This is a genomic window from Novosphingobium sp. NFX11, assembly GCF_057376415.1.
Genome location: NZ_CP080385.1, coordinates 1,266,600 through 1,289,672, shown reverse-complemented (window position 1 = coordinate 1,289,672; position 23,073 = coordinate 1,266,600). Strand labels below are relative to the sequence as shown.

Below are 23,073 nucleotides of genomic sequence, written 5' to 3'. Positions count from 1 at the left end.
CCTTTGGATGGAATGCCCCGAAGATACGGAGCGCATGCCGGTCCGGATGCAGGAGAAATCAGATCATCGAGATTTTTCCCGTCATCACCGGCAGGCTGCTCGGCGCGGCATGGGGCGCGGTGGCGGGATCTTCCATAGTAACGGCTAGCGTCGCTCCCGCAGCAATAAGCGGGCGCATTGCGGGATCGACGGGAATGGCGCCTCCCTGGTGCGCCATCATTCCCAGCGAGCGCGGGACGCCGTCCTGCGGGATGACCCATAGCTCGGCGCGCTTGCCGTCGCCGGGCTCCGCCTGCGAGCCGACCTGCAGGATGCCTTTCCGCGGGTCGTAGCTGATGGCGAGAACTTGCGCCTCATCGGTCCCCTTTAGCTGCGAGACGGCCATTGGCATGCGTGCAGTCGGCTCGACCGGGCGCAGTACGATGAATAGGGCGAGCGCTGCCGCGACGGCTCCAGACATCAGCGCACCCGCTCGCCAAGCATGCAGTCGGTTCAGGCTTGGCGCCTCCGGGGCGGCTCCGATGCGCGCCGCTACCGTATGCCAGACCCGGGACGAAGGCAGGACGGGCGGGAGCGTATCGAGTAAAGGAGATAGCCTTGTGGTCCATCCTTCCACCTCGCGTGCAAAGACCGGATCGGATAGGCACAAGCGCAAGGCCTGCGCTCGCTCGGCTCCTTCCAGCAGCCCCAGCGCGAGTTCAGCGGCGAGAGCACCGCGATCCTGTTCCTCGGCTGCGTCAACCATGGCCCAGGCAATCCTTAAGCCTGAGCATGCCGCGCCGGATCCAGCTCTTGACCGTGCCGAGCGGCGTATCGCTGCGTTCCGCCAACTGCTGGTAGGTAAAGCCCTGAAGGAACGCGCTGCGGATGGCGCTGGACTGCTCGCTGGGAAGGCCTTCGAGGCAGACAAGCAGCCTGCGCCTTTCCTCATCGCCTTCCATCAGCGCATCGGCGAGCGGCGCATCGTCCGCGATTGCGGCCATCGCTTTATCGGGCATGGCGTCATGGCGATGTTCGGCTCGGCGCCAGTCGACGGCGGCGTTGCGCGCGATCGTGGCGAGCCAACTTACGGGACTGGCCCGAGAGGCGTCGAATGACGCCGCCCGTCTCCAGACCTTCACGTAGACATCCTGTAGCACATCCTCCGCCGCTTCCCGGTCCGCGCAGATGCGAAGGCAAATACCGAATAGCTTGGCGGAGGTGAGGTCATAGACATTGCGCAATCCGGCCGCATCGCCGCTGGCGGCGAGATGGATCGCCGAGACCAAAAGTGCCCGGTTTTCCGACCGTGAGGCAGAACTCGCTTCATGCATTCGCCGGTCTCGTCCCTGCTACGCCGAAGGATCAACGATCCTTCGCAGAACTTGTGCCCGGCCCGGACACGAGAACGGGATTGCTGCGATAGAGCGCCGGGAACGTCGCTTTAAGCGCGGTGACCTTCGGCAGGTCGTTGCGGCGGATATAGGCCGAATCCGGGTGCAGGGTCAGGTAGTCCTGATGGTAGGCTTCCGCTGGGTAGAAGCCCTTAAACGGCTCCACGCGCGTGACGATGGGGCGCTTCCAGGCACCTGCCTTGCCGAGTTGGGCAATATATCGCTCCGCGGTCTCGCGCTGTCCCGGCGACTGGGGGAACAGCGCGCTGCGATACTGGGTGCCGCGATCCGGTCCCTGCGCATTGAGCATCGTGGGGTCCGCGATCACCGAGAAGAATACGTGCAGTAATTGTCCGTAGCTGACCTGCCGGGGGTCGTACGTCACCTTCACTGCCTCGGCATGGCCCGTGCTCCCGCGTGAAACTACGGCGTATTTCGCGTTTTCCCGATCGCCTCCCGCATAGCCCGATACCGCGCTGCTCACGCCCCGGACATGCTGATATACGCCCTGAACGCCCCAGAAGCATCCGCCCGCGAAGACGGCGGTTTCGCGCTTGCCTACCTCCGAGGCCTGGAATGTCGGTGCCTGGATGCGGAATACGGCCTGCGTCGGGGCGGCTTGAGCGCTGTTCTTGCGCATGAGCGCCGTCGCTCCCGCCATACCTGCAGTGACGGTAACAACGAGCATGGCGATGCTGGCGATACGCTTCATGAACAAGGCTTTCCGGCTTCGTGGTTCCTGCGTGAATATACGATGCAAGCTGGCGGAAGGATGCATGCCGCCGTCATTCATGGATCATTATGGTGCGCAAGCGTCTATGGACCGCAATACCGAATCCGCCGACGCATCGGAGCGCCGCGCGCTTCGGCATCTGCGGCAAGGCGGCGATACCAATGATCCTTTTTCTGCTGGCTTACCTGGGCGGTGTGCTGACGATCATCAGCCCATGCATCCTGCCTGTGCTGCCTTTCGTCTTCGCGCGCGCCGACAGGCCGTTCCTGCGTAGCGGCCTGCCGTTGCTGCTGGGCATGGCGATGACCTTTGCCGCCGTAGCGACGCTGGCGGCGGTCGGGGAGGATGGGCGGTCCAGGCGAATGCCTATGGCCGGATCGCGGCGCTTGTCGTGCTTGCCGCCTTCGGGCTGCTGCTGCTGTATCCCGCGCTTGCCGACCGGGCGACGCGTCCGCTGGTGGCGTTGGGCGGAAGGCTATCCCAATCCGCTGACCGGGCGGATCACGGCGCATCGAGTTTCTTTGCCTCGCTCCTGCTGGGCGTCGCCACCGGCCTGCTGTGGGCGCCTTGCGCGGGGCCCGTGCTGGGGCTCGTCCTCACCGGAGCCGCGCTGCAGGGCGCAAGCGCGCATACGAGCCTGCTGTTGCTGGCTTACGCGGCAGGCGCCGCGACTTCGCTGGCTCTGGCCTTGCTGGTGGGCGGCAAGGTCTTCGCCGCGATGAAGCGCTCGATCGGCGTGGGCGAGCGGATCCGCAAGGTTCTGGGCGTCGCCGTGCTGATCGGCGTCGCCGCGATCGCGCTGGGGCTGGATACCGGACTGCTGACGCGGCTCTCGCTGTCAGGCACCACGCGTTTCGAGCAGGGCCTGCTCGACCGGTTCCATCCGGATGATGCCATGCCTTCAGCTGCGATGGGCAAAGGCGGACGACTGGCCGACGAAGGCCCGGTCCCCTCGCTCGCTGGGGCCGGTGAGTGGATCAACTCGCCGCCGCTGACCCCGCAGTTGCTGCGCGGGAAAGTCGTTCTGGTCGATTTCTGGACCTACAGCTGCATCAACTGCCTGCGCTCGCTGCCCTACGTGCGGGCCTGGGCGGAGAAGTACCGGGACCAGGGGCTGGTCGTCATCGGCGTCCACACGCCCGAGTTCGCGTTCGAGAAGGACCCCGCCAATGTCCGCAAGGCGGTGCACGACCTCGACATCGCCTATCCGGTCGCGATCGATAACGACCATGCCGTCTGGCGCGCGTTCCGCAACCGCTACTGGCCCGCCCACTACTTCATCGATGGCAAGGGCCGCATCCGTTACCACCATTTCGGCGAAGGCGATTATGCGCAGTCGGAGAGGGTGATCCAGCGCTTGCTGGCAGAGAATGGAAACGCGGTGGGTAATTCCGGGACCGTCACCGTGTCGGCGACCGGAACCGGAGCCGCTGCGGGGCAGGGCAAGGCGCGATCGCCGGAAACCTATCTCGGCTATGGAAAGGCGCAACGGTTCGTCTCGCCGGGCGGTCTCGTGCGCGATACTCGTCACGACTACGCGGTCCCTGCATCACCGCGCAGGGACGACTGGGCACTCGGCGGCACATGGACGGTCGGGCGCGAACAGGCTTCGCTCGAGGCCGCCGGAGGCCGCATCGTCTATCGCTTTTATGCGCGCGACCTGCACCTTGTGCTCGGCCCGACCCGGTCGGGGCAGCGGGTACGGTTCCGCGTGACCATCGACGGCAAGGCCCCCGGAGCCGACCATGGCGCCGACGTCGATGCCAGCGGTAACGGAGCGGTCGAGAGCCAGCGGCTCTACCAGCTGGTCAGGATGCAAGGCGGCATGGCGGAGCGGACTTTCGCGATCGAGTTCCTCGACCCGGGCGTTCAGGCCTACGCATTCACGTTCGGCTGAGGCGTGCCATCGGCTGTGCACACAATGGCACATGGGCAACAAAACGTCATGGTAAGCCGGCGCAACCAAACTTTGGCCCTCGCAGTTTGCCCTTCCGACAGCGGCTGAGTTGGCCGTCTGATAAGGAGGATTTCCATGAGGGCACTGTACTTTGCGCCGTTGGGCGTGATGGCGCTCGCTCTTACCGCGCCAGCTTTTGCGCAGGACGGGGACGCGGTGGACTGGAGCGGCCCGTATGTCGGCGGCTCGATCGGCTACACGTTCCAGAAGAGCGACAACAACGAGCATCTTCGCTTCGACACCAATGCCGACGGCACCTTCAACGACACGGTCACGACGACCACCGGCGCAAACGCGTTCTCACCAGGCACGTGCGGCGGCGCAGCGCGTGGTTCGACACCGGCCAGCGGCTGCCGGGGCGACAAGGATGCGCTGAGCTGGATGGGCCATGTCGGGTACGACCGGCAGTTCGGCAGCATCGTCGCGGGCGTGGTCGCCGAAGCGGGCAAGACGTACATCGACGATGCCGTGAGCGAATATTCGACGACGCCTGCCTACTACACCATGCGCCGTCAGATCGACTGGAACGGCAATCTGCGTGCCCGGCTCGGCGTGACAACGCGCAGCGGCATCATGCCCTATGTGACGGGCGGCCTGTCCTACGCCAAGGTGAGCAACAGCTTCACCACCAGCAACGGGGCGAACAGCTTTACGGAAGTGAACCGCAAGGAAGATGCCTGGGGCTGGAACGTCGGTGGCGGCGTTGAAGCCAAGGTCGCGCAGAACTTCTCGATCGGTGCGCGCTATCTCTATACCCGCTACAATGCCGGCGATTACCGTGTCGATGTCGGTGCCGGCACGGCGCCTGCGACCAATCCCTTCCGCATTACCCCTTCGGGCGGAGCCAGCATCAATCGTGGCGACAAGTTCGACACCCAGAGCGTCATGGTGACCAGCAGCTTCCGCTTCTGATCGCGCTGACCTGAGGGCAGTTGCGAACATCTTGCTCCACCTCGCAATTGCCCTCATTGGTCACACCGCCAAACGTCCGGGCTTTAAACTCGAAGTTCCTTACGGGCAGTCTTGGGCCTTCAGAAAAGGGGAAGCTGCACGTCCGCAACTGGATAACGAAAAGTGACCGCTGAGAGTCCGAGAAGGGGCGGTTCGGACAAGGGCGAGCGCCAGATCGAGCGCCATTTTGGGCAGTCAGCTTTGTATTAATAATTCGAGAGGTTGCACCGTTTGGCCGCCTTTATCCTCTAGAGGCTTCGAGAAATTCAGGAGCGCATAGGACCTTGGCTGCTGCCGGGTTATCGGGGCAATATGCGCATGCCCCCCATCCTCGTCAGATTGTTGAGCGAACCGGCCGGACGATCAACGTATTAACGTCCACATCCGCCGGCTGCTCCACTGCATAGGCGATGGCGCGCGCGATCGCGTCCGGGGTGAGCGCGATGGAGCGGAAATCGACCATGGCCTGCGCCGCGACCGGATCGGTGATCGTGTGGGCCAGTTCCGATTCCACGACGCCCGGCGCGATGATGGTGACGCGAATGTCGTCATGCTCCATGCGCAGCGCCTCCGAGATGGCGCGCACTGCATATTTTGTCGCGCTGTAGACGCCGCAGGTCGGCCACACGGCATAGCCACCGATCGAAGAAATGTTGACGAACTGGCCGCTGCCCTGGCTTTTGAAGCGGGGGAGGGCGGCGGCTATGCCGTGCAGGACACCGCGGATGTTGACGTCGATCATACGGTCCCATTCGTCAACCTTCAGGCTGTCGAAGCGCGACAGCGGCATCAGCCCCGCATTGTTGACCAGCACATCAACGCGGCCATATTCGGCTTCGGTCGCGGCGATGAACGCCTCGAAATCGCCGCGGTCGGTGACATCGAGTGACCGGAAGGCGACTGTGCCTCCCGCTGCGTTCAACTCCTCCGCCAGCGCTGCGAGCCGGTCGGTGCGGCGTGCGCCCAGCATCAGCTTCGCGCCGCGCGCCGCCAGGAGCCGCGCCGTGCCTTCGCCGATGCCGCTGCTGGCGCCGGTAATCGCGATGACCTTGTCCTCTATGGCCATGATAGTCACTCCCGTTCAGACAGACCGAACCATCGATCCGATGCCCCTTAGATGGCGCTATCTGGTCGGAAGGAGGTAGAACGGTCATCCGGGTTGATTGCACGATATTCCAGATTTATAGCGCCGCGCTGGATCGGTCTCTATCAGCCGTGTAGGCTGATCGTACCGACTGCTTTAGGAGAGGCGCTGATGGCGCATCAAGAACTGGCTCAGCAGATTGCCCGATACGCCGAGCGAGACGGTATCATCGAGACGCCCATCGCTCGGCTCACGCTGGTCCGCTCGGGCCGGGGTGGCGAGTCGGTGCATATGGTGCAGCGTCCGGCGCTGTGCATCATCGCGCAGGGCAGCAAGCGCGTGCTGCTGGGCGATGCGGTGATCAACTATGGCCCTGCCAGCTATCTCGTCGCCTCACTCGACCTGCCCATCACAGGCGCTGTGACGCAGGCGAGCGCGGACGCGCCTTATCTCTGCTTCTGCCTCTATCTCGACCCCGCCCTGTTGTCGGAGATCGCGTTAACCCTGCCGCCTCTGCCGGCAGGCACGGAGGAGAGGGGCGGGATGACGCTGCATCCGATGACACCTGAACTGATTGACGCGGCGACGCGGTTGACGGCGCTGCTCGGCGATCCGGCGAACGCGCCGCTGCTCGCGCCGCTTATCGAGCGGGAATTGCTGGTGCGGCTGATGACCGGGCCGGGCGCGGGCATCCTGCGCGCGATAGCGAGCGGCGAAAGCCGCACCAGCCAGCTGGCCAAAGCGATCGCCTGGCTCAAGACCCATTTCCGCGAACCATTCAGCGGACCACATCTTGCCGCCCTTGCCGGCATGAGCCTGTCGAGCTTCCATGATCATTTCCGCCGCGCCACCGCCATGACTCCGCTGCAATATCAAAAGCAGTTGCGGTTGCAGGAAGCGCGGGCGCTGATGCTAGCCGGCCGGCTTGATGCGGCAGAGGCGGGCTTCCGCGTTGGCTATGACAGTCCTTCCCAGTTCAGCCGCGAATATCGTCGCCTCTTCGGCGCCCCACCTGTCCGCGACGTGGAGCGGTTAAGGGCAATGCCGCAGATGGCTATGGCGATTTGAGGGCGAGGCGTAGTTCGGTTCGATGCGGGGCGACGATACTTGCCCAGCTGTGATCCGCATCGTTTCAGGGGCAATGACGCGCTTGGAGAGCGCCAAAGACTGGATCGACAGCACTCGCTGCTCGTCGTCGCTTGCAACATAGGTTCCGCTCTCCGAGCATTGCGAACCGTCCGCATCTTATGTCCCCCTTGGCGAGACATCGGGTGCGACATCGGGACAGAGAGAATGTTCGGGATCATACGCCAGAGAACAAAGCTCCGCTGCCCTCACAGCGAGCGGCTCCTGCCGATGGCGCCATTGCACAATTCCGAGCGACAGCCGCGAGATATAGCTGACGGTTGGCACTTTGGAGTTTCGAAATGAAAGCCTAGTATCTGCGTTGGGTCGATTGCGTAGGCGGCATCGTGGGGCAGTGCCGTCATTTTCGCCTTGGTCGGCGAGTGTCGGCTTCGGCGAAGAGCCGACACTCGCACGATCGGCGGTCCCTTTAAAAAGGTTGGAAGTGGCACGCTCGGCGCAATCAATCCGAAGCCGACAGTTCCCGCACGATCTCCGCGACCAGCCCCGCAGCCAGCGGTGCGCCGGATCCTGTCGGTATCGCACATGCCAGGCCATTTCGACGGGAAACGTACCTAGATCCACCGGCGCGGTAAGAATTTTCAAGCGGGAATCCTGTCGTAGTCGCCGGCAAATCAGTGACGGCAGTGTCGCGCAATAGTCGGTGACGGCCACCATCTCAGCGACCGCGAAGAAGTTGGTCACCGAAATCGCCACCTCGCGCTTGAGCTGCTGCTGCGCGAGCGCCTGGAACAGGCCCGCGCGCATTCGCCCCGGCGGTATGATGTTGACGTGCTTGAGCGCCTCGAACTGCTCGCGCGTCATCGCGTCGCCCACGGTGGGATGGTCCGCCCGCACGGCACAGGCAAGGCTCTCGTCCATCAGATGCTGGACGACGAGATTGTCGGGAGGATCGACGATGCGGCCGAGCACCAGCGCAGTGGTGCCTGATACGACACCGGTCTCGACCAGATCGTTGCCATAGGGTGTCAGCCGCAGCTTGATGCAGGGCGCCACCTGCTGGAGCCGGGCGACGATGGCGGGGACAAGCACGAACTCGACATAACCATTGGGCGCTATCGTGAAAACCCGCTCGGCCTTGGCGGGATCGAAGCCCTGCTGGCCCAGTACAGCATCATCGAGCTTCGCCAGCGCATCGGCGATCGCGGGCGCGAGTTCCAGCGCGACGGCGGTGGGCTGGATCCCGTAACGCTCGCGGATGAAAAGCTGATCCTGCAGCATCAGGCGCAGCCGCGAGAGCGCGTTGGACAGCGCCGGCTGCGTCATCCCGACGCGCTCGGCCGCGCGCGTCACGCTCCGCTCTTCCATCAGGGCAACAAAGATAGGGAGCAGGTTGAGGTCGTATCGCATACAGACATACTCTAGAGCGTATAACTGAAATCAGAATAATAAACTTCTGGAATATGTCGAATAGGGCCACCTTTCACTCGTCCGCAGCAAATGCGGTGAGACAATGGAGACTCAGATGACCAATGCGAAAGTGCTCTTCCTCGGATCCAACGCCACGCAGATCGAGCTGCGCGGCGGCGGCTCTGCCACGATTGGCCAGTACCTGAACGAGACAGTGGTGCCCGCGATGGCGCTGATCGAGGCCGGCTACGATGTCGTGCTCGCTACGCCCGACGGCACCAAGCCGCACATCGACGAAGCATCGGATACGGTGCAGCATTTCGGGGGCGACCAAGCCGCGTATGAGCGCGCACGGCACTTCTTTGCCGAGGACCCCGCCATGAACGAGGTCCACACCCTCGCCTCGGTCATCGGACAGGGTCTGGACGAATTTGCAGGCGTCTTTGTCCCGGGCGGCCATGCTCCGGCGGTTGATCTGATGCAGGACTGCGAGGCGGGCGCCATTCTGCGCCACTTCCATGCGGCGGCCAAGCCGACCGGGCTGCTCTGCCATGGTCCCGTCGCGGTGGTCGCCGCCCTGGCCGACCCGGCAGCGTACAGGGCCGCCCTGATCGAGGGCGATGACGCTAGGGCGACCGACCTCGCTAAGGGTTGGATCTATGCGGGTTATCGCATGACGGTTTTCTCGGCGAGCGAGGAGAAGATCGCCGAAGAGCACCTGCTGAAGGGCGAACTGTACTTCGACATGCCCAAGGCCCTGCGGCTGGCCAGCGGCGAGGTTTCGGCGGCTCCTGAAGATTTCGTTGCCAACGTGGTCGTGGATCGCGAACTGATCACCGGCCAGAACCCGGCCTCCGACCACGCAGTCGCGAAGGCCATGATCGAGGCGCTCGGCGGCCCGCAGACGGCCGCATGAGCACGCGCATGACAGGTGGCGCGCTGCGGATGCGCGCCACCACGCGCACCCATTCATCAAGGATTACCCATATGACCAACCCTGTGAAGATCGTCGCCGTCCTGACCGCTCGTCCCGGCGCTGCCGACCAGCTCCGTACCCTGCTCGAGGGCATGCTCGCGCCGAGCCGGGCCGAAGCCGGCAACTTGCGCTATGATCTCTGGCAGGATCAGAGCGAGCCCACGCGCTTCGTTCTGGACGAGCTCTACACCGGCTCGGACGCGGTTGCCGCGCATCGCGCGACCCCGCACTTCCAGGCCTATCTGGCCGCGATCAGCGATCTTGCCGAGCGGACCGCCTTCGTCCTCGATCCCGTTTCGGCCTGAGGAGGCCCCGATGCGCAACCTGAAGCACTGGATCGGCGCCGCGCTGCTCGCGCAGCCCTTCTACGCAGAGGAAATTCAGATGATCGGACTTCTGGCGCAGACATGGCGCTTCGGGTTGCCGCACCGCCTGCAACCAGGGCGCTAAACCCGCCACCATCCCACACGAGACGGCAGCAGACCGCCACCTTCGTTCCGCGCCGCCGGACCGGAAGGAGCCATGCCGCGCGCCTGCCAAAAGGCGCCGGCTGATCCACGCACTCCGAGGAGATCATGATGACCCGCCACCCCGCCCTGTTCACCCCCGTCCCGCTCGGCCAGCACACCTTGCGCAACCGCATCGTGCTGCCGCCCCAGACCACCAGCGCGCCGCCCAGCCCGGAGACGTGCCGACCGCGCTGATGGCCCGCTACTATGCCCAGCGCGCCGGCGCAGGCTTCATGGTCAGCGAAGGCACGCAGATCGAGCCGCTCAGCCAGGGCTACCGGCAGGCGATCCCGGGCAGTTCGGTCGCGCGTGCCATTGCCTATGCGATCGAGCAACCCGCCGATGTCGACATCAACGCCATCGTCATCCGCCCCACTCGCCAGAATTTCTGACAGCCGTTGCAGCCCCGCTTCCGTTCTTAGGAGCCCACGATGTTCGACACACTGACCAACCCCGCCCAGATCTTTGCATCCGAAGCCGTATCGCGCGACCCCGCCACCGACGCGCTGATCGCGCGCTGCCCCTACCAGAACCCTGAAGAGGTCGGCGATTCCGCTTCCAGAACACGGGTCAGGTCTGTCTCGTGGCCAAGCGCTTCATCCTCGAGCGGCCCATAGCCGAAGCCTTCACGGCGAAGTTCGTGGGCGCCGCGCGCGACCTGAAAATCGCGATCCGCAAGATCCCGCCACGAAGATCGGCCCCATGACGCCGGCCATCCTGAGGCGCCCGCGTCGAGGTCGATTGACGTGGCGGAAAGTACGGGAAGCGACAAAATTCTTTCAGGATGACCTTTATTGGTCGCGAGCTGCCAGAAGAGCGGAAGGTCTGCACCTGGGGAGCCGAACTCTGGCTCTGAGCGTCTCCTAAGGGGCGGCAGCGATGGGCTGGGCTTGGGATGAACCTGCCGTTCGCGATAAGAATGCGAATGGCAGGTTCCAACGACCGAGCCGCTCACGCGGTTTCATTCCCGTCGGACTGATTGATCTAATGCTTGAATGAGAGCGTGCTCGACCCGGTGATCGTCCGATTGCGCCACGTTGAAGCGCATGAACGGCGCCGCAGACTGAGACACGCTGAACACGTTGCCAGGTGCTAGCACAACGCCAGCCTCCAGGCAGTGTCTGGCGATGTCCGCGGAATCGAGGCCATCTGGTAGGCGGCACCATAGATAGAAACCACCTCGCGGCATGATCCATGGCATGATTCCCAACTTCGCCAAACGTGCGGCAGTATGGTCCCGCGCTTGCGCCAAACGCTGGCGCAGTTCGGCCATATGCTTTCGATAGCTACCACCCGCCAGCACATCGGCGATCAATTCTGTTGCCACTGGGCTAGGTCCACCGAAGCTCGTCGCAACCTGAAGATCAATCAATCCCTCGATCCAGTCGCGACGCGCCGCGATATAACCACAGCGCACGGCCGCGGAGAGGGTCTTGGAGAAGCTCCCTATGCGGATCACCCGGTCGAGTCCGTCGAGGACCGCGAGACGCGGCGACGGCGATGGTTCGAAATCGGCGAAGATATCGTCTTCCACGATCGTGAGGTCATGGGCTCCGGCAGCGCTCAGCAGGCGGTGCGCCGTTTGATACGAAATGCTTGCCCCCGTTGGATTGTGGAGCGCGGAGTTGGTAATGTAGAGCCTTGGCTTATGCGCAATCAGCGCCGCTTCGAATGCCGCGGTGTCCGGACCGGTGGACGTGAATGGAATACCGACCAGCTTCACACGGTGCGCGCGCAGCAGCGCCTGGAAATTGAAATAGCCGGGGTCGTCGACCAGCACGGTGTCGCCGGGATGCAGCAGAAAGCGGCAGATCAGATCGATGGCCTGCGTGCCGGATCCGGTCAGCAGAACCTGGTCAGCGCTCACGTCGATGCCCTCTTCGGCGAAACGACCGAGAAGCAGGCGGCGCAGCGCCAGCGAACCATGTGTGCTGCCATATTCGGTCAGCAGTGCATCCTCACCGCGTGCCAGTGATCGTAATGCCTTGCGGAGTGCGGCATGGGGCATCCAGTCCGTTGGCAGCCAGCCACAGCCTGGCTTGGCCATGGAAGCATCGGCGTCGAGAGATTGGCGGGAAATCCAGAACGGATCGACGGCCCGCTCGCGGCGTGGCCCCATTTCGCTAACCGACATCGGCGAGATGCTGCTTCCCGTCACATAGAAGCCCGAACCTCGGCGTGCACTGATCACCCCTTCGGCCGCCAGTCGATCATAGGCCTCGACCACGGTGGATGGAGACACGGACATGGTCTCAGCAAATCCTCGGACGGAGGGCAGCCGATCCCCCGGACCGATTGCACGGCTTGCGATCTTCGCACGGATTGCGTCCATGAGTTCTTCGGTTCTGGTTCCGCTGCGCAACCGACCCATCGCTATGCGCTTTTTGATTGTATGGTATAAAATATCCATACAGTTACCAATTTTTGTATTGTATTGTCTCTGTCTTGGCCAGACCTCTCCGAATAGTCGGATCGCGAAAGCGAGGAGTTATGGAACGGAATACAGCCGGTTGGGGCAGCGGCCTCCTGGGCGTCATCATCTTTAGCGGGTCTCTGCCGGCGACACGTCTCGCAGTCGCGGACTTCACGCCGCTGTTCGTAACGTCGGGGCGTGCCGTCATCGCGGCGCTGCTTGGCGCGGTCGTCCTCATGGCACTCCGGCAAGCACGGCCCGCGCGCTCCGACCTGCTGCCGCTCGGCATCGTCTCGATCGGCGTAGTGCTCGGCTTCCCGCTTCTGACCGGTTTTGCTCTCCAGCACATCACAGCGGCACACTCGGTTGTCTTCGGGTCGCGTCCGTCAATGTGGTGTAAAATCGGGTGTGGCCACTGGGCTGCATTTTCAGGCGGCCTTGGGTGTAATCTGTAGCGGCTGTGCCTCCTCGATCATTGGTGTGGCAAGGGCGGCCATGCCCTCGATCTGCATGTAGCGGTGCTGGAGCTGGTATTCGTCATTCTGCTCGAGCAGGACGGCGCCGACGAGGCGGATGATGCTGTCCTCGTTCGGGAAGATGCCGACCACATCGGCGCGGCGCTTCACTTCCTTGTTCAGGCGTTCCAGCGGATTGGTGCTGTGGAGCTTGACCCGGTGCTGCTCGGGGAAGGTCATGTAGGCGAGCACGTCGTGCTCGGCATCGTCCATGCAAGCGCCGAGCTTTGGCCAGCGGGCGCGCAACTGATCAGCGACCTGCCGCCAGACCTGCGTCGCAGCGGCATGGTCGGGCTGAAGGAAGACCTGACGGATTGCAGCGGCAACGACGGTATTCTGGCCCTTGGGCACATAGGCCAGGGCGTTGCGCATGAAGTGGACGCGGCAGCGCTGCCAGGTCGCGCCCATGACGCGGGTAATCGCCGCCTTGAGCCCCTCGTGGGCATCGGAGATGACCAGCTTCACGCCGGTCAGGCCGCGCCGGACGAGGTCCTTGAGGAAGCTCGACCAGAACGGCTCGGCTTCGGAAGGACCGATGTGCAGGCCGACGATCTCGCGCTTGCCCTCGGTGTTGACGGCCACAGCGATTATCGCGGCGACACTGACGATCCGCCCGCCCTCGCGCACCTTGAGATAGGTAGCATCGAGCCAGAGGTAGGGCCAGTCGCCGGCGAGCGGCCGCTTGAGGAAGGCGTGGACCCGCTCGTCGATGTCCTTGCACAGCTTGGATACCGAGGACTTGGAGATGCCAGTCATGCCCATCGCCTGCACCAGTTCATCGACGCGCCGGGTGCTGACGCCGGCGATCCATGCTTCCTGGATCACCGCGACCAGCGCCTTCTCGACGGTCTTCCTTGGCTCCAGAAAGCCGGGAAAGTAGGCGCCGGTCCGCAGTTTGGGGATCTTGAGATTGAGCGTGCCGAGCCGGGTGTCGAGACTGCGGTCGCGGTAGCCATTGCGCCAGGTCGTGCGATCGCCGGAACGCTCGTGCCGGCCGGCGCCGACCAAGCCATCGACGTCGGCCTCCATGATGATCTGTAATACGTTCTCGGCGATCGTGCGCAGGAAATCTCCATCTCCGGTCTTCGCCATCAGCTCGGCAAGCGGTAATCTATCGTCGGTCATCGGGATCAACTCCTCGGTGGGCGTGTGAAGTGTGGTAACTCCACCTTACCGATGAGCCCGGTGGCCACCGAGATCGAATTCGCATGGGTGGGGCATGCCCCACCCATGCGATCGCCTCAATCTACACCGGAAATTACACCACGAGCGCGGACGCTAACTGTCTTCGTGGGATTGCTTCCGCTGTCCACCGCCATCTTCGGCGTATTGCGCGGTGGCGAACGCCCCAAACCTGCCTTCTGGTTTTTCTCGACAATCGGGGCTGCTGCGGTGGCCGGTTTCGCCTTGTACAACAGTGGAGCCGGTTCGTTGACCGGCGACCTGCTGATGGTGGCGTCCATTGTGCTGTGCGGACTGGGCTATGCTGAAGGTGCGGCGCTGTCCCGCCGGCTTGGCGGATGGCAGGTTATCAGTTGGGCTCTGCTCCTCTCGCTACCGGTCATGATCGTCTTCGCCATGACGACAGTGCCGGCGAACTGGGCCGACATCGGGTGGCGCGCCTGGTCCGGCTTCGCTTATGTTTCGGTCTTCTCGATGATGCTGGGTTTCGTGTTCTGGTATCGCGGCCTTGCCGTTGGCGGCATCGCCGGCGTCGGACAACTCCAGCTCCTTCAGCCCTTCCTTGGTCTGCTCCTCGCAGGCGTGGTTCTCGGAGAGCCTGTCGCATGGACGATGATCGCATCGACCGTGATCGTCATCCTCTGCGTGGCCGGTGCGAAGCGCTTCTCCTGATCCATACCTGATCTGTCCATTCACGAGACATAGCCATGACCGAAGAGTTCTATCGCATGAAGCGCCTGCCTCCCTACGTAATCGCGGAAACCAACGCGATGCGGGCAGCCGCGCGCGCTGCCGGGCAAGATGTCATCGATCTCGGCATGGGCAATCCAGACCTGCCTCCGCCCGATCATGTCATTGAGAAGCTGATCGAGGTGACGCGCAAGCCCGATGCCCATGGCTATTCCCAGTCAAAGGGCATTCTTGGCCTGCGTCGGGCACAAGCCGATTATTACGGCCGGCGCTTCGGCGTCGAACTTGATCCCGAGACGGAGGTGATCGTCACGATGGGATCGAAGGAGGGGCTGGCCAGCCTCGCCACCGCGATCACCGAGCCGGGTGATGTCGTGCTCGCTCCCAATCCCTCCTATCCGATCCACACGTTCGGCTTCATCATCGCAGGCGCGACGATCAGAAGCGTGCCGACCACGCCGGACGAGCACTATTTCGAGAGCCTCGAGCGCGCGATGCGTTTCACCGTGCCCCGCCCGAAGCTGCTGGTGACGAACTATCCCGCCAACCCGACGGCGGAGACTGTTGACCTCGCTTTCTACGAACGCCTGGTGGCATTCGCGAAGGAGAACGACCTGTGGGTTCTGAGCGACCTTGCCTATTCGGAGCTGTACTATGACGGCAAGCCGACGGTATCGATCATGCAGGCGAAGGGCGCGAAGGATGTCGCCGTCGAGTTCACCAGTCTGTCCAAGACCTACAGCATGGCAGGATGGCGGATCGGCTTCGCTGTCGGGAACCCAAGGCTGATCGCGGCTATGGCGCGGGTGAAGTCCTATCTCGATTATGGCGCTTTCACGCCGATCCAGGCTGCCGCCGTCGCGGCGCTCAATGGGCCGCAGGACGTTGTCGAGAAGAACCGCCGGCTCTATCATCGGCGACGCGACGTGCTCGTCGACAGCTTCGCCCGCTGCGGATGGGAGATACCAAGCCCAAGCGCATCGATGTTCGCATGGGCGCCGCTACCGCCCGCCCTTCGGCACATGGGCAGCCTCGAATTCTCGAAGGAGCTGTTGACCCAGGCGAAAGTGGCTGTCGCAGCGGGGGTCGGCTATGGCGAACAGGGTGAAGGATATGTCCGCATCGCACTTGTCGAGAACGAGCAGCGAATTCGACAGGCCGCGCGCAGCATCAAGCGCTATCTTCTGTTGAAAGGCGTGAACGTGCCCACTGGCAAGGGAGACTGAAATGGCGCTCTTCAGAGGCATCGGCGGACGGACCGCACTGGGGAGCGTGGATTTGGCTGCTGGAGAACGGGGAAAGTTCGCTGCCGGCGAGGTCAGGCCGCTCGCTGCAAGCGACGGTTCGCTACATCGACTTCGCGGCAAGGTGCGTCAGCGCGGCTCGCAAAAGGCTGACCAGCCATTCATCAGCAATCGGCGCTTTTCGAGCAAGTTTCCGCGTCGATACGCAGCTTCAGTTTTGTCTTTTGCAACGTGAGCAAGTGCTGCCTCGGCCACTTCGCCGTGATGCTCAGTCTCTTCGCTCACCCAATCGCGAAATGCCGACCTGAAACCATGTGCCGTGTAAGGTTCCTTAATTTCACGCAGAAGCTTCGTCAACGTCATGTCGAACAGCGGGGTGTTCCGTTTCGCTCCAGGGAAGACGAGGGGGCAATCACCCAGTTTGAGGGCGGCTGCTCTTTCTATGATCCGAATTGCGCTCGGCGTGAGGGGAATGACATGCTCGCGGTTGGCCTTCATTCGCTTCTTCGGCACCGTCCAGAGGCAGTTCTCCAGATCAAATTCCTCCCACCGCGCGCCGCCAACCTCCCCCGATCGTGAAGCGCACAGGATTGCAAACTCGAGTGCCATCCGGCTGAATGACTTTCGTGTCCTGAGGCTGGCAACAAAAGCGGGTACATTATTATAGGGCATCGCTGCGAAACGGCCCTCATTCTTCGGCTGCTTAGGCAGACTTTTGGTCACCGGATGCATCGGTGCCTCTGATTCTCGGAAGCCGGAGGCAAAGGCCCAGTCGAGCACCGCTCCAATACGCTGTCAGACCCGCCGTACGGTCTCAGGCTTGGATAGCCAGATTTCGGCCAGGACATTGCGGATCATGGGCTGGTGATTTCCGAGACTTGGACATTGCCTAGTTTGGGGAAGACATATGTCTCCAGCGTACGAAGCCACTGACCTTCATGCTTCTCATTGCGCCAAGTCTTGCGCTGGGCTGCTAGGACTTCCGCAGTGGCCTCCTTGAAGGTAGGCACGCCTTCGGCCTTACGCCGTTCGAAAACGGGGTCGAGGCCCAGCTCCACCCAGCTCCGAATCTCCCGAGCGCGCTCCCTTGGCTGGGCGATCGACACCTTCGCCGCGCTGCCCGCGCCAAAGTCGCGGCGGCTACCAGCCTTCTGAACCCGGCACATCCAACTCTTGGTATCACTGGGTTGGATGATGAGAAAAAGTCCATCACCATCCCCCAGGCGTCCTGGCTTGGTGGCGTTTCTTACAACGGTTGCGGGCAGCTTACCCATGCCACAAATCTTCCCACATTTTTTCCCACACGACGAATCGGTTGCAGGCGAACAGGGATGAATGCGGGTGGACACGAAGCACCCGAAAGACCTGATTTCTCAGGGCTTTATCGGATGGTCGCGAATGTGGCTATACAAGCCGGTGGCGGAGACGCCGGGATTCGAACCCGGGGTGCCCCCTTAAGGGCACGACGGTTTAGCAAACCGCTGGTTTCAGCCACTCACCCACGTCTCCGAGTGCGGCTTGGAGCGGTGCCTATAACGGGAGCATTCGGGGGCGGCAAGGGGGCAAGAGTGCCAGAATGCAGATTTATTCGGCACTCGCTTCGGCGCATGTTTCAAGTTCAATCCGCCGCAAAACCGACTCGGGTCGTCGTCCGTTCATTGCTAGGTCATGCGCGGTGGATTCTTGTGGGATGATACCAGTTTTGACCGTGCATGGGGCGCGGGGAACGTGGAAGCGCCAGTATCGGCGTGGAGAACGCAAGGTAATCACGCCATGAAGGGTCATTCTATGCAAGATCGCACGCACACTGCCCGGGGCGCGCGTCGCAGGTCGGTCATCGGGTTGGCGGCGGCGTTTATGGCGCTCGCCATGCCTGTTGCGCCGGCCTTAGCGCAAGTCACCACCGTCGATCCCGACGCTGCGATCGATAGCGACCTCAACCGGGGGACGACCTATTCGCCGGTGCCGCCTGCAACTGATCCTGGTAACGGCACGCCTGTTGAAGGGCCCCCGCCACCGACTGGAACGGCGGGCAGCCGGCCTATCCTGCTCCCACGCCCGCGCCGACTTATCCCGCCGCACCTGCTGTCGCGACGCAGGACAATGGTTCGACCTACCGCGAGGACGACCTGATTGGCGCAGCCGAAGGTGTATTCGGCAAAGGCGCCAAGGGTCTTGCGGACATCATCAAGGACCTGCTGGCCAAGCAGGGCGAGCCGAACGCCTATATCATCGGCCGCGAGGCTGGCGGCGCCATCGCCGTGGGCCTGCGCTACGGCTCGGGCACGCTTCACCACAAGGTGGAGGGCGAACGTCCCGTCTACTGGACCGGGCCGTCGATCGGCTTCGATGCCGGAGCCAATGCAGGCAATGCCTTCGTCCTCGTCTACAACCTCTACGACAGCCAGGACCTGTTCCACAGGTTCGGCGCGGGCGAAGGCCAGGCTTATCTCGTGGGCGGCTTTACCGTCAGCTACCTGCGCCGCGGAAACACCGTGCTGATTCCCGTGCGCGCGGGCGCGGGACTACGTCTGGGCGCCAACATCGGCTACATGAAGTTCTCCGAAAAGCAGAGTTGGCTGCCCTTCTGACGCAACGATATTGCGCATCGACGCGGCCCTTCAACTAGGTGGTTGCGTCAAGCGGCGGGCGGGGTTAAGGGCCGCCCGCCATGCTCAACGATCTCAAGCAACAGCCCGCTGACGCGCTCCTTGCGCTGATCAAGCTCCACAACAACGATCCGCGTGCGGACAAGATCGACCTCGGTGTCGGCGTCTACAAGACTGCGGAGGGCGACACGCCCGTCTTCGCCGCGATCAAGGCGGCGGAGAAGAAACTGGTCGAGGAGCAGAACTCCAAGGCCTACCTTGGCCCCGAGGGTGACATGGGCTTCGTCGAGAAGCTGATGCCCTACGTGTTCGGCAAGGCCAACCCGACCATGGACGGCCGGATCGAGGGCATGCAGACCCCCGGCGGCACCGGCTCGCTGCGCCTCGCGCTCGCGATGGTGAAGCGTGCGGGCTACAAGCGCGTCATCGTCGGCAAGCCCAGCTGGCCGAACCATAACCAGATTTGCGCCGATCTCGGCCTCGAAGTCCTCGAATTCAACCACGCGACCGGGGCCGGTGCCGACATGGACGCCCTGCGCGGCGCGATCGCCACGGCGCAGGAAGGCGATGCCATCCTGCTGCACGGCTGCTGCCACAACCCGACAGGGATTGACTACACCCGTGCAGAGTGGTCCGAGATCGCCGGACTGCTGGCCGCTTCGACCATCCTGCCGGTTCTCGACCTTGCCTACCAGGGCCTCGGCCAGGGCATGGAAGAAGATGCCTACGGCCTGCGCCGCGTTCTGGCATCGGTGCCCGAAGCGCTGATCTGCTATTCGTGCGACAAGAACTTCGGCCTCTATCGTGACCGCGTCGGCGCGCTCTACGCAATGGTCGCCGATCCGGCCGATCTTGCCAAGGTGATGTCGAACGGTCACTCGCTGGCGCGCGCCAACTGGTCGCAGCCGCCAGATCACGGCGGCGCGGCGGTTCGCGTGATCCTCGAAGACGAGGCGCTGACCGCGCAGTGGCTGGCCGAACTCGACGAAATGCGCGAGCGCATGCGCGGCGTGCGCGCCAAGCTGCAGGCTGCCGGCAAGACCGGCGGCGTCGATCTGACCCCAGTGGGTTCGCAGAACGGCCTGTTCTCGATCATCCCCTTCACCCCGGAGCAGGTGCAGGCGATGCGTTCGGAATACGGTATCTACTTTGCCGCTTCGGGCCGCATCAACGTTGCGGGTCTGACCGACGGCAACATCGACCAGTTCATCGCCGCCGTCGCGGCCGTGACGGCCTGATCATGAACCGTGAGCCGGTTCTCGAAGGGGACCGGCTGACGCTCCGGCCCTTGGTCGAGGCGGATTGGGATGCGCTGTTCGCAGTCGCGTCCGATCCCGACATCTGGGCCGTGCATCCCTCGCACGATCGTTGGCAGGAGCCGGTGTTCCGCGCCTTCTTCGACGAGGCGCTGGCGGGTGGCGGCGCCCTTGCGATCCTCGATCGGGAGAACGGCGCAATCGTCGGCTCCTCCCGCTACGGAGCGCCCGAAGTCGAGCAACCCGGCGAAATCGAGATCGGCTGGACGTTCCTGGCACGCCGCTACTGGGGCGGCGGGTACAACGCCGAATTCAAGCGCATGATGCTTGCGCACGCACTCCAGCATTTCGAGCGTGTCATCTTCCAGGTGGGCGCGGACAACGTCATCTCGCGCAAGGCGATGGCGAATATCGGCGGCCGTCTGGTCGAGGGCCGTTCGCGCAGCTACGAGCGCTGCGGCGTGATGGTCGAGCACGTCATCTTCGAAATCACGCGCGAGAGTTTCACGGCAGGCCCGCTGGCCTGACCGGGTATCGTCCGCCTGTCGATCAACCGCCCAGGCGGTGATGGACGGCGGGTGAAGATATGGGCCTCGTCACGTCTTTCCTGACCGACGTTACGTGGAGCCTGCATGACAATCGATCGACCCATCGGGATCGCCCTCGTCGGCTGCGGCCGGATCGCGCCGCTGCATCTCAAGGCGATCGTCCGCAGCCCGGAGCATGCCCGGCTGGTCGCGGTGGTCGACCCCGATCCCGCTCGCGCTGCCGAATTCGCCGGCGAGTATGGCGCTAAGCATGCCTGCTGCTCGCTGGAAGAGGCGCTGGCGCTGGATGCTGTCGAAGCAGTGGTGCTGTGTACGCCCAATGCGCTTCACGCCGATCAGGTGGAGCAGGTCTTGCGCGCCGGGCGCAACGTGCTGGTCGAGAAGCCGTTCTCCGAAACCGTCGCCGATGCCGAGCGGATCGCTGCACTGGCGGACGAAACCGGGCTGGTCCTTGCTGCCGGGCACACCTTTCGCCATGTCGAGGCGGTCCGTACGCTGCAGGACCGCCGCGCCGGGTTCGGCCGTCTGCGCGGGGTCAGCATCTCGATGTGCGTGTTTTGGGACGGCCCGCAGGCGCCCTGGTGGGCGACCCGCACGCGCGAGGAAGGACTGGTCCTTACCCTGTTCGCCCCGCACGCGATCGATTTCCTGCAACTCGTCGTCGGCGAGATCGATCCGCTGCGCATCCATGTCGAGGCGGCGCGCTTCCAGCCCGACTGGGCGGCAGAGGACGAGGCGATGATCCTGCTGCGCTATCCTGACGACGTGCTCGCCTCTATCCACGTTTCGTACAACCAGAAGCGCACGATGAACCGCAAGGTCGCGCACTTCGAGAACGCCACCGTGCGCGTCGAGAACGGCGATGAACTCTGGATCGACGACGAGCCCGTCGTCATGCCCGAGCGAGCACCGGTGGATGACGATGCGCTCTTCAACGACGGGATCACGCACTATTTCGCGACGCAGCTTCGCGAGTTCGCTCTGGCGGTGAGGGGGCTGCCGAACCGCAGCGTGCTGCACCCCTCCGCCCTGCGCCAGACCCGCCTCAACCGTGCGATCGTGGCGGCGGCGCAGCACGATAGCTAGTGTGCCAGCGCTGCGCCTCCGCGTGCGGGGACGCAGCGCCAGATGATCAGCGCGGCAATGCACATCAGCGCGGCCGGGACGATTCCGAAGGCGTAGCGGATCGCGTCGATGGCCTCGGCGCTCTGGGCGATGCCGCGCTTGGCGGCGGCTGAATCGAAGCCGCCGATCGCCAGGATCGAACTCGCGATCAGCGTGCCGCCGAGCGCGATTCCGGCCTTCTCGATGATCGACCAGATCGCGGCGAACGAGCCGGCGGTATCGCGCCCGGTCTCCGCGCGGGCCTGCGCCATGGCGTCGGTGAGGAGCGAGAGCGCGATCAGGCCCCAGCCCGAGTTGAACAGCCCGACGCAGCCCGAGCACACATAGGTCACCCAGATCGGCCCGGCGCCGGCATTGGACCAGACGATCAGCGTGATCACATGGCCGAGCGCGCCGACGAGGTACGCGTTGCGCTTGCCCAGCACTTTCGCCGCCGCCACCCAGAGCGGCGAGACCGCCATGACGACGCAGCCCGCAATGGCGACAAGGATGCCGAGCTGCACCAGCGCGTCGGTCCGCCCCATGTTGTAGGTGATGAAGAACGCCATCGCCGCCGAGCAGGTGCCTGCCGCCACCGTCATGGCGGCGGCGGAAAGGCACAGGACGCGGAACGGGCGGAAGGTCAGCGTGGCCAGCAGGCCGCGCAGCGAGAGGTCGCGCTCGAGAGGCGTGACGACCTGCACCTTGCGCACCGCGTTCCAGGCGGTGACGAGGCTGATCGCGGTGATCCCGCCCAGCAGCGCCGCGCCGGTGACGTAGGCGCCGCGATCGGCACCCAGTTCGTGGATGAGCCATGGCACCAGCGCCGAGCCGAGCAGCAGTCCCGCGCCGGTCCAGGCGTGCTTCCACGCCATCAGCACCGTGCGCTCCTGCGGATCGCTGCTGATTTCCGAGAAATGCGCAAGGAACGGCACGGAGAAGCTGGCGAAGGTCACCATGTAGAAGCTGAAGGCGACGACGACGTAGCCGACTTGGGTGCTCATCCCGGCGTTGGGCACGAAGAACGTGGCGATCATCGCGAAGGGGGCCAGCACTGCGCCGACCAGCAGCCAGTTTCGCCGCGCGAAGCGATGGAGGTTGCGGTCGGAAACGACGCCGACGGTGAAGTCGCTGAGCGCGCCGACGATGACCTTGGGCACGAAGATCGCCGCGCCCGCGATCGCTGGCGGAATGCCGACGATGCTGGTGAGGTAGTAAAGCAGGAGGATCATCGGCGCGTCGCGGAACAACTGGTTCCCGACGTTGCCAAAGCTGTAGAGCGCCTTGGTCCGGGTCCGAAGCAAGCCGCCTTGCGGCGCGGCTCCATGCATGCCGTTGTCTCCAAATGATCCTGTAGCCGCCAGCCTAGTGGCAGGGCGCCGGATCATCGGGAGAAACCCGCAGAGTCACCGACACGCGGTGACTCTGCCGTG

20 protein-coding genes, 1 tRNA gene and 6 pseudogenes are annotated in these 23,073 nt (G+C 63.8%); 16 read left to right on the top strand and 11 right to left on the bottom strand.

The features are described 5' to 3' along the window. Positions 1–58: 58 nt before the first annotated feature. The 3 genes from KZO24_RS23745 to msrA form a co-directional block, all read right to left on the bottom strand. Positions 59–745, bottom strand: a complete 687-nt coding sequence (locus KZO24_RS23745; RefSeq protein ID WP_271184321.1) for an anti-sigma factor — start codon at positions 743–745, stop codon at positions 59–61. After that, positions 738–1,268: a sigma-70 family RNA polymerase sigma factor gene (locus KZO24_RS23740; RefSeq protein WP_486487320.1), complete on the bottom strand. Its 531-nt coding sequence runs from the start codon at positions 1,266–1,268 to the stop codon at positions 738–740. The genes KZO24_RS23745 and KZO24_RS23740 overlap by 8 nt, the downstream gene beginning before the upstream one ends. A 76-nt stretch (positions 1,269–1,344) precedes the next feature. Beyond that, positions 1,345–2,085, bottom strand: a complete 741-nt coding sequence (msrA, locus tag KZO24_RS23735; RefSeq protein ID WP_271184479.1) for a peptide-methionine (S)-S-oxide reductase MsrA — start codon at positions 2,083–2,085, stop codon at positions 1,345–1,347. A gap of 182 nt (positions 2,086–2,267) precedes the next feature. Between msrA and KZO24_RS23730 the strand changes: the two are divergent. After that, a pseudogene (locus tag KZO24_RS23730) lies at positions 2,268–4,003 on the top strand (cytochrome c biogenesis protein DipZ). Between the two features lie 135 nt (positions 4,004–4,138). Next, a complete protein-coding gene (locus KZO24_RS23725) occupies positions 4,139–4,975 on the top strand; it encodes an outer membrane protein (RefSeq protein ID WP_271184324.1) in 837 nt (278 codons plus the stop codon). Between the two features lie 373 nt (positions 4,976–5,348). On the opposite strand, the gene KZO24_RS23720 is transcribed toward KZO24_RS23725, so the two are convergent. Then, entirely contained in the window at positions 5,349–6,080 is a 732-nt protein-coding gene (locus KZO24_RS23720) for an SDR family oxidoreductase (protein WP_271184325.1), read from the bottom strand. Positions 6,081–6,269: 189 nt separating this feature from the next. On the opposite strand from KZO24_RS23720, the gene KZO24_RS23715 reads away from it, so the two are divergent. Then, a complete protein-coding gene (locus KZO24_RS23715) occupies positions 6,270–7,166 on the top strand; it encodes an AraC family transcriptional regulator (protein ID WP_271184326.1) in 897 nt (298 codons plus the stop codon). Positions 7,167–7,686: 520 nt separating this feature from the next. On the opposite strand, the pseudogene KZO24_RS23710 reads toward KZO24_RS23715, so the two are convergent. Next, positions 7,687–8,594: pseudogene (locus tag KZO24_RS23710) on the bottom strand (LysR family transcriptional regulator). 115 nt (positions 8,595–8,709) lie between these two features. Between KZO24_RS23710 and KZO24_RS23705 the strand changes: the two are divergent. The 6 genes and pseudogenes from KZO24_RS23705 to KZO24_RS23680 all read left to right on the top strand — a co-directional run bounded on the left by KZO24_RS23705 (position 8,710) and on the right by KZO24_RS23680 (position 10,785). Further along, positions 8,710–9,510, top strand: coding sequence for a type 1 glutamine amidotransferase domain-containing protein (locus KZO24_RS23705; protein WP_271184328.1), 801 nt, complete (start codon positions 8,710–8,712; stop codon positions 9,508–9,510). A gap of 71 nt (positions 9,511–9,581) precedes the next feature. Next, positions 9,582–9,875: a putative quinol monooxygenase gene (locus tag KZO24_RS23700; protein ID WP_271184329.1), complete on the top strand. Its 294-nt coding sequence runs from the start codon at positions 9,582–9,584 to the stop codon at positions 9,873–9,875. A gap of 10 nt (positions 9,876–9,885) precedes the next feature. Continuing rightward, complete coding sequence (locus tag KZO24_RS23695) at positions 9,886–10,020, top strand: hypothetical protein (RefSeq protein ID WP_271184330.1); 135 nt, start codon at positions 9,886–9,888, stop codon at positions 10,018–10,020. 128 nt (positions 10,021–10,148) lie between these two features. Next, positions 10,149–10,357 (top strand): annotated as a pseudogene (locus KZO24_RS23690) (oxidoreductase); the annotation flags it as partial. Then, a pseudogene (locus KZO24_RS23685) lies at positions 10,355–10,471 on the top strand (oxidoreductase); the annotation flags it as partial. The pseudogenes KZO24_RS23690 and KZO24_RS23685, both read left to right, overlap by 3 nt. A gap of 191 nt (positions 10,472–10,662) precedes the next feature. Beyond that, entirely contained in the window at positions 10,663–10,785 is a 123-nt protein-coding gene (locus KZO24_RS23680) for a hypothetical protein (protein ID WP_486487319.1), read from the top strand. A gap of 255 nt (positions 10,786–11,040) precedes the next feature. On the opposite strand, the gene KZO24_RS23675 is transcribed toward KZO24_RS23680, so the two are convergent. After that, on the bottom strand, positions 11,041–12,411 hold the full coding sequence (locus tag KZO24_RS23675) for an aminotransferase-like domain-containing protein (RefSeq protein ID WP_370424674.1): 1,371 nt from the start codon (positions 12,409–12,411) through the stop codon (positions 11,041–11,043). Between the two features lie 158 nt (positions 12,412–12,569). Between KZO24_RS23675 and KZO24_RS23670 the strand changes: the two are divergent. Then, positions 12,570–12,866: pseudogene (locus KZO24_RS23670) on the top strand (EamA/RhaT family transporter); the annotation flags it as partial. Between the two features lie 54 nt (positions 12,867–12,920). Here KZO24_RS23670 and KZO24_RS23665 read toward each other — a convergent pair. Next, the gene (locus tag KZO24_RS23665; RefSeq protein ID WP_059150834.1) at positions 12,921–14,132 is read right to left on the bottom strand and encodes an IS256 family transposase; all 1,212 of its coding nucleotides are present in this window, start codon (positions 14,130–14,132) and stop codon (positions 12,921–12,923) included. 105 nt (positions 14,133–14,237) lie between these two features. On the opposite strand from KZO24_RS23665, the gene KZO24_RS23660 reads away from it, so the two are divergent. After that, positions 14,238–14,861 (top strand): DMT family transporter, encoded by a 624-nt coding sequence (locus KZO24_RS23660; RefSeq protein ID WP_486487759.1) that lies wholly within the window; start codon positions 14,238–14,240, stop codon positions 14,859–14,861. A gap of 35 nt (positions 14,862–14,896) precedes the next feature. Next, entirely contained in the window at positions 14,897–16,105 is a 1,209-nt protein-coding gene (locus KZO24_RS23655; RefSeq protein ID WP_271184334.1) for an LL-diaminopimelate aminotransferase, read from the top strand. 147 nt (positions 16,106–16,252) lie between these two features. Here the strand turns inward: KZO24_RS23655 and KZO24_RS23650 are convergent, their stop codons facing one another. The 3 genes from KZO24_RS23650 to KZO24_RS23640 all read right to left on the bottom strand — a co-directional run bounded on the left by KZO24_RS23650 (position 16,253) and on the right by KZO24_RS23640 (position 17,632). Further along, positions 16,253–16,903, bottom strand: a complete 651-nt coding sequence (locus KZO24_RS23650) for a tyrosine-type recombinase/integrase (RefSeq protein ID WP_430098768.1) — start codon at positions 16,901–16,903, stop codon at positions 16,253–16,255. A 74-nt stretch (positions 16,904–16,977) separates the two neighbouring features. Next, positions 16,978–17,397 (bottom strand): Arm DNA-binding domain-containing protein, encoded by a 420-nt coding sequence (locus KZO24_RS23645; protein ID WP_271184336.1) that lies wholly within the window; start codon positions 17,395–17,397, stop codon positions 16,978–16,980. A gap of 143 nt (positions 17,398–17,540) precedes the next feature. Continuing rightward, positions 17,541–17,632, bottom strand: a tRNA-Ser gene (locus KZO24_RS23640). 279 nt (positions 17,633–17,911) lie between these two features. On the opposite strand from KZO24_RS23640, the pseudogene KZO24_RS23635 reads away from it, so the two are divergent. The 4 genes and pseudogenes from KZO24_RS23635 (at position 17,912) to KZO24_RS23620 (ending at position 21,622) form a co-directional block, all read left to right on the top strand. Beyond that, a pseudogene (locus KZO24_RS23635) lies at positions 17,912–18,714 on the top strand (DUF1134 domain-containing protein). An 80-nt stretch (positions 18,715–18,794) separates the two neighbouring features. Further along, positions 18,795–19,970: an amino acid aminotransferase gene (locus KZO24_RS23630; protein ID WP_271184338.1), complete on the top strand. Its 1,176-nt coding sequence runs from the start codon at positions 18,795–18,797 to the stop codon at positions 19,968–19,970. Between the two features lie 2 nt (positions 19,971–19,972). Beyond that, positions 19,973–20,515 carry a GNAT family N-acetyltransferase gene (locus KZO24_RS23625; protein WP_271184339.1) on the top strand — a complete coding sequence of 181 codons (543 nt, stop codon included), beginning with the start codon at positions 19,973–19,975 and terminating at the stop codon, positions 20,513–20,515. 105 nt (positions 20,516–20,620) lie between these two features. Next, positions 20,621–21,622, top strand: a complete 1,002-nt coding sequence (locus tag KZO24_RS23620; protein WP_486487318.1) for a Gfo/Idh/MocA family protein — start codon at positions 20,621–20,623, stop codon at positions 21,620–21,622. Here the strand turns inward: KZO24_RS23620 and KZO24_RS23615 are convergent. Then, entirely contained in the window at positions 21,619–22,944 is a 1,326-nt protein-coding gene (locus tag KZO24_RS23615) for an MFS transporter (RefSeq protein ID WP_486487317.1), read from the bottom strand. The genes KZO24_RS23620 and KZO24_RS23615 overlap by 4 nt on opposite strands. Positions 22,945–23,073 lie beyond the last annotated feature (129 nt).

Bases quoted from the DNA above. Each gene is read 5' to 3' on its own strand.
- msrA (WP_271184479.1), bottom strand. From the start codon at position 2,085: ATGAAGCGTATCGCCAGCATCGCCATGCTCGTTGTTACCGTCACTGCA.
- KZO24_RS23745 (WP_271184321.1), bottom strand. From the start codon at position 745: ATGGTTGACGCAGCCGAGGAACAGGATCGCGGTGCTCTCGCCGCTGAA.
- KZO24_RS23700 (WP_271184329.1), top strand. From the start codon at position 9,582: ATGACCAACCCTGTGAAGATCGTCGCCGTCCTGACCGCTCGTCCCGGC.
- KZO24_RS23695 (WP_271184330.1), top strand. From the start codon at position 9,886: ATGCGCAACCTGAAGCACTGGATCGGCGCCGCGCTGCTCGCGCAGCCC.
- KZO24_RS23665 (WP_059150834.1), bottom strand. From the start codon at position 14,132: ATGACCGACGATAGATTACCGCTTGCCGAGCTGATGGCGAAGACCGGA.
- KZO24_RS23660 (WP_486487759.1), top strand. From the start codon at position 14,238: ATGCGATCGCCTCAATCTACACCGGAAATTACACCACGAGCGCGGACG.
- KZO24_RS23720 (WP_271184325.1), bottom strand. From the start codon at position 6,080: ATGGCCATAGAGGACAAGGTCATCGCGATTACCGGCGCCAGCAGCGGC.
- KZO24_RS23715 (WP_271184326.1), top strand. From the start codon at position 6,270: ATGGCGCATCAAGAACTGGCTCAGCAGATTGCCCGATACGCCGAGCGA.
- KZO24_RS23675 (WP_370424674.1), bottom strand. From the start codon at position 12,411: ATGGACGCAATCCGTGCGAAGATCGCAAGCCGTGCAATCGGTCCGGGG.
- KZO24_RS23625 (WP_271184339.1), top strand. From the start codon at position 19,973: ATGAACCGTGAGCCGGTTCTCGAAGGGGACCGGCTGACGCTCCGGCCC.
- KZO24_RS23630 (WP_271184338.1), top strand. From the start codon at position 18,795: ATGCTCAACGATCTCAAGCAACAGCCCGCTGACGCGCTCCTTGCGCTG.
- KZO24_RS23620 (WP_486487318.1), top strand. From the start codon at position 20,621: ATGACAATCGATCGACCCATCGGGATCGCCCTCGTCGGCTGCGGCCGG.
- KZO24_RS23725 (WP_271184324.1), top strand. From the start codon at position 4,139: ATGAGGGCACTGTACTTTGCGCCGTTGGGCGTGATGGCGCTCGCTCTT.
- KZO24_RS23705 (WP_271184328.1), top strand. From the start codon at position 8,710: ATGACCAATGCGAAAGTGCTCTTCCTCGGATCCAACGCCACGCAGATC.
- KZO24_RS23645 (WP_271184336.1), bottom strand. From the start codon at position 17,397: ATGGGTAAGCTGCCCGCAACCGTTGTAAGAAACGCCACCAAGCCAGGA.
- KZO24_RS23655 (WP_271184334.1), top strand. From the start codon at position 14,897: ATGACCGAAGAGTTCTATCGCATGAAGCGCCTGCCTCCCTACGTAATC.